Source organism: Kitasatospora sp. NPDC059577 (assembly GCF_042735475.1).
GTDB lineage: Bacteria > Actinomycetota > Actinomycetes > Streptomycetales > Streptomycetaceae > Kitasatospora.
On record NZ_JBHWBZ010000017.1, the window covers coordinates 56,510 to 67,433 of the forward strand.

General features: G+C 74.4%; 9 protein-coding genes and 1 tRNA gene. 5 read left to right on the top strand and 5 right to left on the bottom strand.

Annotated elements, in window-relative coordinates:
* Positions 1-34: 34 nt before the first annotated feature.
* A tRNA-Asp gene (locus ACFV0O_RS16185) sits at positions 35-108 on the bottom strand.
* A gap of 188 nt (positions 109-296) precedes the next feature.
* Complete coding sequence (hrpA, locus tag ACFV0O_RS16190; RefSeq protein ID WP_380341706.1) at positions 297-4,280, bottom strand: ATP-dependent RNA helicase HrpA; 3,984 nt, start codon at positions 4,278-4,280, stop codon at positions 297-299.
* A 141-nt stretch (positions 4,281-4,421) separates the two neighbouring features.
* Here hrpA and ACFV0O_RS16195 point away from each other — a divergent pair, with 141 nt between their 5' ends.
* Positions 4,422-4,940, top strand: coding sequence for a SigE family RNA polymerase sigma factor (locus ACFV0O_RS16195; protein WP_380341708.1), 519 nt, complete (start codon positions 4,422-4,424; stop codon positions 4,938-4,940).
* On the top strand, positions 4,937-5,866 hold the full coding sequence (locus tag ACFV0O_RS16200; protein ID WP_380341711.1) for a hypothetical protein: 930 nt from the start codon (positions 4,937-4,939) through the stop codon (positions 5,864-5,866). Before ACFV0O_RS16195 ends, ACFV0O_RS16200 begins: the two co-directional genes overlap by 4 nt.
* A gap of 198 nt (positions 5,867-6,064) precedes the next feature.
* On the opposite strand, the gene ACFV0O_RS16205 is transcribed toward ACFV0O_RS16200, so the two are convergent.
* On the bottom strand, positions 6,065-7,024 hold the full coding sequence (locus ACFV0O_RS16205; protein ID WP_380341714.1) for a LysR family transcriptional regulator: 960 nt from the start codon (positions 7,022-7,024) through the stop codon (positions 6,065-6,067).
* A 207-nt stretch (positions 7,025-7,231) separates the two neighbouring features.
* Here ACFV0O_RS16205 and ACFV0O_RS16210 point away from each other — a divergent pair, with 207 nt between their 5' ends.
* Both ACFV0O_RS16210 and ACFV0O_RS16215 read left to right on the top strand, forming a co-directional pair.
* The gene (locus tag ACFV0O_RS16210; protein ID WP_360257901.1) at positions 7,232-8,152 is read left to right on the top strand and encodes a zinc-binding dehydrogenase; all 921 of its coding nucleotides are present in this window, start codon (positions 7,232-7,234) and stop codon (positions 8,150-8,152) included.
* Between the two features lie 139 nt (positions 8,153-8,291).
* On the top strand, positions 8,292-9,407 hold the full coding sequence (locus ACFV0O_RS16215) for an alpha/beta hydrolase family protein (RefSeq protein ID WP_380341717.1): 1,116 nt from the start codon (positions 8,292-8,294) through the stop codon (positions 9,405-9,407).
* On the opposite strand, the gene ACFV0O_RS16220 is transcribed toward ACFV0O_RS16215, so the two are convergent.
* Complete coding sequence (locus ACFV0O_RS16220) at positions 9,361-9,846, bottom strand: DUF3995 domain-containing protein (protein WP_380341718.1); 486 nt, start codon at positions 9,844-9,846, stop codon at positions 9,361-9,363. The two genes, ACFV0O_RS16215 and ACFV0O_RS16220, sit on opposite strands and share 47 nt — an antisense overlap.
* A gap of 180 nt (positions 9,847-10,026) precedes the next feature.
* Positions 10,027-10,251: a hypothetical protein gene (locus tag ACFV0O_RS16225; RefSeq protein WP_360257895.1), complete on the bottom strand. Its 225-nt coding sequence runs from the start codon at positions 10,249-10,251 to the stop codon at positions 10,027-10,029.
* 373 nt (positions 10,252-10,624) lie between these two features.
* Between ACFV0O_RS16225 and ACFV0O_RS16230 the strand changes: the two genes are divergently transcribed.
* Positions 10,625-10,828: a cold-shock protein gene (locus ACFV0O_RS16230; RefSeq protein WP_350636871.1), complete on the top strand. Its 204-nt coding sequence runs from the start codon at positions 10,625-10,627 to the stop codon at positions 10,826-10,828.
* The last annotated feature ends 96 nt before the right edge of the window (positions 10,829-10,924 follow it).

A 10,924-nucleotide genomic window follows, 5' to 3' on the forward strand; every position in this document is an offset into this window, starting at 1 on the left:
GGAACCTGACGGTTCCGGGCCTCTCGCACTGCGGCGATCCCGACGGGACTTGAACCCGCGACCTCCACCTTGACAGGGTGGCGAGCTAACCAACTGCTCCACGGGACCAGATTGTTCTGATCTCGTTCACTCGCTTGCCGCGCTGCGAACAAGACAGACTGTAGCCCATGGTGGGCCCCCAGGTCGAACTGGCTCCTGAAGGCCCACCCGCAGCTCACGGCACCTGCAGCTCACGGCACCCGCAGCTCACGGCGCCCCCGGACCGGCGGCACCCCGGGCCGGAGGGGCCGCCCGGCTCAGAGGGCCGCGCGCGCCGCCTCCATCGCCTTCATGATCCGCTTCTCCGAGACCGGGCTCGGCGTGCCCAGCGACTGGGCGAAGAAGCTGACCCGCAGCTCCTCGATCATCCAGCGGATCGCCCGCACCTCCTCGGACGGCTGCCGCCCGGCCGGCACCGCCGCCAGCAGCTCCCCGTACTCCTGCTGGACCTGCTGCACCTTCAGCAGCTGCTGGGCGTCCCGCTGCGGGTGGTTCGGCAGGGCCTCCAGACGGCGGTCCACCGCCAGCAGGTAGCGCTTGAGGTCCGGCAGCCGCTGCCAGCCGGTGGCCGTCACGAAGCCCGGGTGCACCAGCGAGGCCAGGTGCAGCCGGACGTCGTTCACCGCGTTCAGCAGCACCGGGCTGCTCACCGACTTCAGCCGGGTCGAGGCCTTGTGGAAGGCGATCAGCGCGGTGGCCGTCTTCAGCGTGGTGTCCGCGGACAGGTCGTACAGGTCCGCGCGCACCTTGTCGTGCAGCGTCCCGAAGGCCGCCCCGTCCCAGGCCGGACCGCCGGCCAGCGCCATCAGCCGGTCCGTCGCGGCGGACACGACGTCCTCGAAGAGGGCGGCGATCGAGCCGTGCGGGCTGTGCGAGAGCGCCAGCTTCGCCTGGTTGCCCAGCCGGCCCTGGATCGACTTGGCCGGGGAGGTGGTGGTCAGCATCAGCAGCCGCCGGGTGCCCTCCCACATCGCCTGCGCCTGGGCCTCCGGGGTGTCGAACAGCTTGACGCCGACCGTGCCGCCCTCGTCCACCAGCGCCGGGTAGGCGCGCAGCGAGTGCCCGCGCGAACGCTGCTCGAAGGTGCGCTGCAGCACCGGCAGGGACTCCGGCCAGGCCGTCAGCCCGCCCTGCTCGATGCCCTGGCCGGACGCGGCCGAGGACAGCGTCTCCTTGAGCTTCGGCTTGAGCCTCAGCCGCAGCTCCTCCAGGTCCTTGGACTCGGCGAGCTTGCGGCGCCCGTCCACCACCCGGAAGGTCACCTTGAGGTGGTCCGGCACCCGCTCGTCGTCCCAGGCCTCCGGCGGCACGGTGACGGCCGTCAGCCGCTTCAGGGCGTGCTCCAGGGCCGGGAGCAGCGGCTCCTGCCGGTCCTTCACCGCGCGCAGCGCCGCCTTGGCGAAGTCCGGAGCCGGGACGAAGTTGCGCCGGACCGCCTTCGGCAGCGACTTGATGTACGCGGTGACCAGCTCCTCCCGCAGGCCGGGGATCTGCCAGTCGAAGCCCTCCGCGGTGACCTGGTTGAGCACCGGCAGCGGGATGTGCACGGTCACGCCGTCCGCGTCGCTGCCCGGCTCGAACTGGTAGGTCAGCTTGAAGCGCAGCTTGCCCTGCTGCCAGTGGTCCGGGTAGTCGGCCTCGGTGACGCCGTCGGCGGCGTCGTTGATCAGCATCGACTTCTCGAAGTTCAGCAGGTCCGGCTGCTCGTGCCGGGCCTGCTTCCACCAGGCGTCGAAGTGCCGGGTGGAGACGATCTCGTCGGGCAGCCGGGCGTCGTAGAACTCGAACAGGGTCTGGTCGTCCACCAGGATGTCCCGGCGGCGGGCCCGGTTCTCCAGCTCCTCGACCTCGCCGAGCAGCTTGCGGTTCTCCGCGAAGAACCGGTGGTGGGTCTCCCAGTCGCCCTCGACCAGCGCGTTGCGGATGAACAGCTCGCGGCAGAGCTCCTGGTCGATCTTCCCGTAGTTGACCTTGCGCTGCGCGACGACCGGCATCCCGTAGAGGGTGACCTTCTCGTACGCCAGCACCGCGCCGGCCTTCTTCTCCCAGTGCGGCTCGCTGTAGCTGCGCTTGATCAGGTGGCCGGCCAGCGGCTCGACCCACTCCGGCTCGATCTTGGCGTTGATCCGGGCCCAGAGCCGGGAGGTCTCCACCAGCTCGGCCGACATCACCCAGCGCGGCGGCTTCTTGAACAGGCCGGAGCCCGGGAAGACCGCGAAGCGGGCGCCGCGGGCACCGCCGTACTCGCGCTTCTCCGGGTCGAACAGGCCGATGTGGGAGAGCAGGCCGGCCAGCAGGGACTGGTGGATCCGGTCGGCGTCCGGCTCGGCGTCGGCGTGGGGCTCCTCGATCGCCACGCCCAACTGCTTCGCCACGGTGCGCAGCTGGGTGTAGATGTCCTGCCACTCCCGTATCCGCAGGTAGTTGAGGAACTCGGTCTTGCACATCCGGCGGAAGGCCGAGGAGGAGAGCTCCCTCTGCTGCTCCCGGACGTAACGCCACATCGCCAGGTAGGAGAAGAAGTCCGAGGTCTCCGAGGTGAACCGGCGGTGCCGGTCGTCGGCGGCCTGGCGCTTCTCGGCGGGGCGCTCGCGCGGGTCCTGGATGGAGAGCGCGGCGGCGATCACCATGACGTCGCGGACGCAGCCGTTGCGGTCCGCCTCCAGCACCATCCGGGCCATCCGCGGGTCCACCGGGAGCTGGGCGAGCTTGCGGCCGAGCTGGGTGAGGCGCTTGCGCGGGTCCTTCTCGTCCGGGTCCAGCGCGCCCAGCTCCTGCAGCAGGTGCACGCCGTCCTTGATGTTGCGCGAGTCCGGCGGGTCCAGGAACGGGAAGGCGGCGATGTCGCCGAGGCCGGCCGCGGTCATCTGCAGGATCACCGAGGCCAGGTTGGTGCGCAGGATCTCGGCGTCGGTGAACTCGGGGCGGGAGAGGAAGTCCTCCTCCGAGTACAGCCGGATGCAGATGCCGTCCGAGGTGCGGCCGCAGCGGCCCTTGCGCTGGTTGGCGCTGGCCTGGCTGACCGCCTCGATCGGCAGCCGCTGCACCTTGGTGCGGTGGCTGTAGCGGGAGATCCGGGCGGTACCCGGGTCGATCACGTACTTGATGCCGGGGACGGTGAGCGAGGTCTCGGCCACGTTGGTGGCCAGGACGATCCGGCGGCTGCCGGAGCGCTGGAAGACCCGGTGCTGCTCGGCCGAGCTGAGCCGGGCGTACAGCGGCAGGACCTCGGTGTTCCTCAGCTTCAACCGGTTGAGGGCGTCGGCGGTGTCGCGGATCTCGCGCTCACCGGAGAGGAAGACCAGGATGTCGCCGGGGCCCTCGGCCTGCAGCTCCTGGGCGGCCTCGCAGATCGCCTGGACCTGGTCCCGGTCGCGGTCGACCTCGTCGCCGTCGTCCTCGGCGTCGTCGTCGACGACGGGGCGGTAGCGGACCTCCACCGGGTACGTCCGGCCGGAGACCTCGACGATCGGGGCGTCGCCGAAGTGCCGGGCGAAGCGCTCCGGGTCGATGGTCGCCGAGGTGATCACGACCTTGAGGTCGGGCCGGCGGGGGAGCAGCTGCTTGACGTAGCCGAGGATGAAGTCGATGTTGAGGCTGCGCTCGTGCGCCTCGTCGATGATCAGGGTGTCGTACTGGAGCAGTTCGCGGTCGGTCTGGATCTCCGCGAGCAGGATGCCGTCCGTCATCAGCTTGACCAGGGTGTCCTGGCCGACCTGGTCGGTGAACCGGACCTTCCAGCCGACCGCCTCGCCCAGCGGGCTGTCCAACTCCTCCGCGACCCGCTCGGCCACCGTGCGGGCGGCGATCCGGCGCGGCTGGGTGTGGCCGACCAGACCGCGCACGCCGCGGCCGAGCTCCAGACAGATCTTCGGGATCTGGGTCGTCTTCCCGGAGCCGGTCTCGCCCGCGACGATCACCACCTGGTGGTCCCGGATCGCCGCCAGGATCTCGTCCTTCTTCTGGCTGACCGGGAGCTCGGCCGGGTACGTGATCGGCGGGACGGCGCCCCGGCGCTGCTCGACCAGCAGCTCCGCACGGTCGATGTCGGCGGCGATCTCGGCGGCGATCTTCTGCCGGGCCTCCGGCTTGCGGACCCGGCGCGCCCCCTCCAGCCGGCGTCCGATCCGCACCTGGTCGCGCAGGGTCAGTTCGGGCAGGCGGGCGGCCAGCTCACCGATTCCGGGACCCTCGGCGGGCGCGGGGGCGGACTGGACTGCGGGAGAACTCACTGCGGGCATCCCTCTAGGTTCGCAAGGAGGTGCGGCGGAGCGCACCTCGGTTTTCGAGCCCCTCCAGTGTCACAGCCGCCGGCCGCGAATCGCGAACGGCGGGCAACGGTCCGCGGCCGTCGCGGGCTCCAGGGGGGTGAGGAGGTGCTCATGGGAGCCCAGAAGACCGCGCGGGACGAGGAGTTCCGGACGTTCGCCGGCAGCGCGTGGACCCGGCTGTTCAGGACGGCGTACCTGCTCGCGGGGGACCGGCACGGCGCCGAGGACCTGGTCCAGCAGGCCCTGGAACGCGCGTACGTCGCCTGGGGCCGGGTGCGCGCGGCGGACGACCCGCCCGCGTACGTCCGCCGGATCCTGGTCAACGAGCACGCCCGGCGGTTCCGGCGCAGACCGGCCGAACAGCTGGTGCACGACCTCCCGGAACGGGCCGCACCGGCCGGGACCGACCCGGACGACCGGGCCGTGCTGCTCGCCGCGCTCGGAGCCCTGCCGCCGCGCCAGCGCCAGGCCGTCGTCCTGCGCTACTGGGAGGACCTCACCGAGACCCAGACCGCCGCGGCCATGGGCTGCTCGGTCGGGACGGTGAAGAGCCAGGCGTCCAAGGGCCTCGCCAAGCTCCGGGCGGCCTCCCCACTCAACGGACTGACCAGCATCGGAGGCGGAAGATGAGCAACGAGTCCAGCACCGGGGGCCCGGCGGCCGCGGCCGGGGACGGCGCGGCGGCGGCCGCGCGGGCCCTCGGCGACCTGGCCGGGAGCGTCGAGACCGGCGCGGTCCCGTACGACCGGCTGGTCGCCGGGGGGCGGCGGCGACTGCGGCGCCGGCGGCTGCTGACCGCCGCGGCGGCGGCCGTCCTGGTCACGGCGGTCGTCGGCGGCGGGGCGGTGCTCGGCGAGCGCGGCCGGCAGACGGTCTCGACCGTGGCGGCGGCCTCGGCCTCGGTCTCCGCGTCCGTCTCGGCCCCCTCGTCCGCGGCGGCCACCCCGACCGCGCCCGCGCGGGACCCGTTCACCCCGGTCCGGGTCCGGGTCGGGGAGGGCACCGTGGGCGGCCGCAGCTGGCAGGCCTGGGCCGCGCTGTGGCCGGCCGCGCCCACCGGGGAGGACGCCCACCGGCAGGAGGAACTGCTCTGGGAGGACCGGCACGCGGCCATCCCGCAGCTGCCGAGGACGACGGACGCCGAGGTCGACCGCGCGTGGCGGGCCGACCTGGACGCGGTGAACCTCTACCTCACCCTGGACGGCACGCGGCAGGTCGACGACAGCGTGCACCGGACCGTCGTCCCCGGGGGGCCGGCCGCCGTGTCCCTGCCGCCCTCCCCCTTCTCCGGCGGCGGGACGGTGCTCGGCCTCAAGGGCGCGGAGCTGGGTGACTCCCCCGTGCTGATCTGCGGGGTCGCGCCCCAGGTCGCGAAGGTCGTGGTCACCTGGGTGACCGGCGGCTCCACCGAGGCCGTGCCGGTCGCGGTCGGTGACTCCCCGACGCACTGGTTCGCCCTCGCGAAGAAGCCGGGCTCGGACGCCAGGACCTTCACCCTCTACGCGGCGGACGGCTCGGTGCTCGGCGCCGACACCACCTGGTTCCGCAGTTCCTGAGCCGTCCGCCCGCCCCCGGGCCGTCGGAGGTGCGCGCCGTCGCGGGACCCGGTCGGCGTGCCCGGCCGGTCCCGCGGACGTGACCGGCCGTCAAGGACCGGCGGTGACGGACCGGGAGGTGGTGATCGGAAGGTGCCGGCCGGCGGACCGGAGGACCGGCGGACCGGCCGGCCCGGCGGCGGTGTCCGCGGGCCCGCCCTACGGGTGGAGCGCGGCCTCGTCCGCGTCCGGGAGCCAGTCGCGGACGGGGTCGTACTCCAGCCACCGGCTGCGGGCCGCCTCCGTGGCGAACGCCCCGATCAGCTCGTCGAGCCGGGGGTGCGGATCGGTGGACCCGTCCTCCCGCCAGAGGAGCGACCAGGCGTAGAGCGGGGTCGGACCGGCCAGGGGCACGGTGCGCACGCCCGGACGGTCGGGCAGCGGGGTGTCGGCCGGGACGAGCGAGAAGCAGGACGGGTCGCCGCCGACCTCGTCCAGGAAGTGCTCCAGGCCCAGATTGGTCGAGCCGACCCGCCGCGGGACGTCGAACCGGGTGGCGAAGCGGGTGAGGAAGTCCAGTCGGTCCACCGCCGCCGGGTAGCGCAGCACACTGCCGCGCAGCTCCGCCGGGCTCAGCACCCCGCGGCCGGCCAGCGGGTGCCCGGTGCTCAGCAGTGCGTCCACCGGCTCCAGGCGGACCAGCCGGTGCGTCAGCCCGGCGTCCCCGCCGTCCGGCAGCGGATGCACCCGGCCGAACCCGGCGTCCGACTCCCCGCGCAGCAACGCCGCCGCGACCGTCGGCAGGTCCCGGCCGGGCACCGGCTCCACCGTCAGCCCCGGCGCCGCGTCCACCGCCTGCGCGAGCGTCCGCATCGGCGCGTACAGGTGCCCCCACACGTCGATCCGCAGCGGCCGGGCGGCGCACCCCACGGCGGCCACCGCCCGCTCCCCCTGCACCAGCACCCGCCGCGCCGGGTCGAGGAACCGCTGCCCGGCCCCGGTCAGCGCCACCCCGCGCGCGTCCCGCTCCAGCAACCGCACCCCCAGCGCCGCCTCCAGCCGTGCCACCCGCTTCGACAGCCCCTGCTGGCTGATCCCCAGCCGCCCGGCCGCCCGCCCGAAGTGCAACTCCTCGGCGGCGACGACGAACGCCCGCACCTGCGTCAGATCCAGATCCACCAGGGCACCTTAGGGCCGGCCGTCGAATCTCCCGCGGTCGAACTCCGCCGTCGAACTCCCGCCGTCCGCCCGGAGGGTGGGCGGGCCCCGGTCGGCCGACCGGCTGCGGGCACTCCACAACCGTCGGTTGTCGTCACCGTCCGGCGGTTGTTGGACCGGTGGGGCGGCGCGCGGTGGGGTGAGGGGGTGACCGACGGAGGAGTGGGGATGAAGGCGCTGGTGGCGACGGGGCGGATGGCGGAACCGGTGCGGTTCGCGGAGGTGGAGCAGCCCCGGCCAGGGCCGGGGGAGGCACTGGTGAAGGTGGAGGCCTTCTCGGTGAACCGGGGGGAGACCTTCCAACTGGAGGCGCCCCGGGCCGGGTGGCGGCCAGGGAAGGACGTGGCCGGGCTGGTGGTGCAGGCCGCCGCCGACGGGTCGGGGCCCGCCGTGTGCCGGCGGGTGGTGGGGCACCCGCCGGCCGGGGGGTGGGCCGAGTACGTGTGCGTCCCGGCGTCCTCGCTCGCCGAACTGCCCGACGGCCTGGACACGGCACGGGCCGCCGCGCTGCCGCTCGCGGGCCTCACCGCGCTGCGGCTGCTCCGTACGGCGGGGGCGCTGGCCGGGCGGCGGGTGCTGCTGACCGGGGCCTCCGGGGGCGTGGGGCACTACGTCACCGAGCTGGCGGCCGCGGCCGGGGCCGAACTGACGGCGGTCACCGCCTCCCCGGAGCGCGGCCGGCGGCTGCTCGGGCTGGGGGCGGCCGAGGTGGTCCACGACGTGGCCGGGGCACGCGGACCGTACGACCTGGTGCTGGAGTCCACCGGCGGCGCCGCGTTGCCGCTCGCCCTGGCCCGGTTGGCCCGGCGCGGCACCTTGATCTGGTTCGGCCAGGCCTCCCGGACGCCCGTCACGCTCGACTTCTTCGACTTCTTCAAGGGCCCGGAATCGGCGGTCGTCCGGCACTTCCACTACGCCGACTCCGACCTCCCCGACGGCGAGGACCTGGCCACCCTGGTGCGCCTGGCGGCCGAGGGCCGGCTCACCCCGGAACTCGGCCGGGTCGCGCCCTGGGACGAGACCGCCGCCGTGCTCACCGACCTGCGCGAGCGCCGGATCCGCGGCAAGGCCGTGCTGACCGTCTCCTGAACCCGTCTCCTGAACCCGCGCCGGCGATCCCGCCCGCGCGATCCGGCCCCTGTGATCCGGCTCCCGCGATCCGGCTCCTGTGACCCCCGCCCTCGTGAACCGCTCTCCTGCGAACCCGCCCCGAAAGGGAAGCCCCGCCGTGACCGACCTGTCGTTCCTCGACACCCCCGGCCTGCTGCCGGCCTTCGTCGCCGAGAACCGCCCGCGCGCCCACGGCGCCGGCCTGGACCCCTACGAGTACGACCGGGTGACCGCCGCGCTCACCGCCCCGCACGACTGGCCGGCCGCCTGTCGCGCCGCCGGCCGGCGGCACGCGGTGACGGCGGAGCGTGCCGCTGCCGAGGGCCGTACCGTCACCGCCGGTGAGGGGTACCGCAACGCCGCCCGCTGGTTCCACTTCGCCGGGTTGCTCCCGCACGCCGACCGGACCGCCGCGGCGGAGGCGGCCGACGAGGCCGACGAGGCGATGCGGCGGGCGCTGGCGCTGCTCGACCCGGACGCGGAGCGGGTCGAGGGCGAGGGCTTCGCGGGCTGGCTGCGCCGCCCGGCCGCACTGCGCGGGGCCGGGGCCTACGCTGCCGGGGCGGCCGGCGACGGTGCGCCGGTGGTCGTGGTGGTGCCGGGGATGGACTCCGGCAAGGAGGAGTTCCACGCGGTCGCCGAGGCCCTGCTGGCCCGGGGCGTCGCCGTCCTCGCGATCGACGGGCCCGGGCAGGGCGTCCTGGCCGCCACCAGCGCGCCGGAGCCGGAGTACCACCGGGTCGTCGGGCGCGCCCTCGACGCCCTCGCCGGCCGGGACGGCCTGGACCCGGCCCGGACTGCCGTGATCGGCCTCAGTCTGGGGGGCTACTACGCGGCCGAGGCCGCCGCCCACGAGCCGAGGCTGCGCGCCGCGGCGGTGGTCAGCGGCCCGTACCGGCTGGACCGGGACGGCCTGGTCCCGTTCGTCACCGCGACCCTCGCGCAGCGCTGCGGCGGGTACCGGGAGGCCCGCGCCTTCGCGGACCGGGTGGACCTCGCCGCCCTCGCGCCGCGGATCGCCGTCCCGCTCCTGGTGGTCGAGGGCGGCGAGGACCGGATCCCCGGCGTCACGCCCGCCACCGCGCTGGCCGAGCGGGCCCCCGACGCCGAACTCCTCCTCGTCCCGCACGGCAACCACCTCCTCGGCAACGCCCTGCCGGACTGGCTCCCCGCCACCGCCGACTGGCTCACCGCACGGCTGGCCGGCGGCCGGCCCGGCGTCCGAGCGAGGTGAGGGCGAAGAGGACCCCGCCGACCAGGAAGAACGGCTCGTAGCCGAAGGTCGCGAACCGGGCCATCGCGTCCAACTCGGCAGGCGACCGGCTGCCGAGGGCCAGGGCGAACCAGTCGGGTACGGACGGCGCGGCGTGGAGTACCAGCAGCGCCGTGGTGCCCCACAGCGCTGCGGTCAGCAGCCCGGCCGGCACCCGTTCGCCCCAGCGCCGCTCCGGCGCCAGCGCCACCGCCGCGGCCACCGCACAGAGCGGGATCGCGATCACGTCGATCACCAGCAGCGGCGTGTTGCTCCACACCGACCGGCCCTCGGGCAGCCCGAGCCGCCCGTCGGCCAGCCAGTACACGTGCACCAGCGCGAAGGCCACCGCCCACCCCGCCGCCACGTGCCCGGCCCGCGCCGCCACCCGGTTCCAGCCCGTGTCCCTCGTCGTCTCCATGCCCCCACGATTCCGCCCCCGCGCCACCCCGCCGGATCGTCCCGGGGGCGGGACTCCCTCCCCCTGCGGGGGGATCCGGGGCGGACGGGGCCGGGGCGGGTTCAGGACGGCCACGGCTGGCAGGACAGGATCAGGAGAGCGACGGGGCGTCGGCGTCCGGGGCGACCGGTGCGCCGGGGATCAGAGCCGGAAGAGCTTGGCGAACGGGGCGGTGATCCGCACCGTCCGGGAGCCGAAGTCGACCAGGACGGCCGAGTCGCCCTCGACGCCGATGGCGCGGCCGAGACCGAACTCGTCGTGCGAGACCCGGTCCCCGACGGCGAATTCCTTGGGCGGGGGCGGCGGTGGAGCCTGGCGGAAGGGGCTGGTGGGCAGGTGGCGACGGGGCGCGGCTGGATTCGTCATTGCCGCCAGTATGCGCCCGATTCCGGGGGAACGGACGGCTCGGCCCCGGATATTTCCGGATCACCCCCGGAGGGCGCGGGGGCCGGTGCGCACCCCGGCGCGCGGGGGAGCCGCGGGCGCGGTGGCCGTCCTCCGCTCCCGCCGGTCCGGGACACGTCGGTGAACTGGCCAGGGAGAACCCCCCCGTTGGGGTTCGGACCCTGCTACAGTCGTGGTAGTTGCAGTTGCGGTTCCCATGGACTTTGTGTGCGCCTGCCGGTTGCGACCGCAGGCGCATTTTGTTACCCGGCCATTCCCCGGGTGGGTCATCGTCGCGGCGACGCGGAACTCACGACCTGTGAGTTCCGTACGTCCCATTCGAAGGATAGTTTTTATGGCTAACGGCACCGTGAAGTGGTTCAACTCGGAAAAGGGCTTCGGCTTCATCGAGCAGGAGGGTGGCGGTCCGGACGTGTTCGCCCACTACTCGAACATCAACGCCAGTGGCTTCCGTGAGCTGCTCGAGGGCCAGAAGGTCGAGTTCGACGTCACGCAGGGCCAGAAGGGCCCGCAGGCGGAGAACATTCGCCCGCTGTAGTGCGTCCAGCCGTCCGGCAGCTGCCGGACGGCCCGGGCCCCGCGGGCGGCCCGGGGGGCGGAGCCGCGGCGGGGGGGGGGGGGGAGAGGGGGGCGC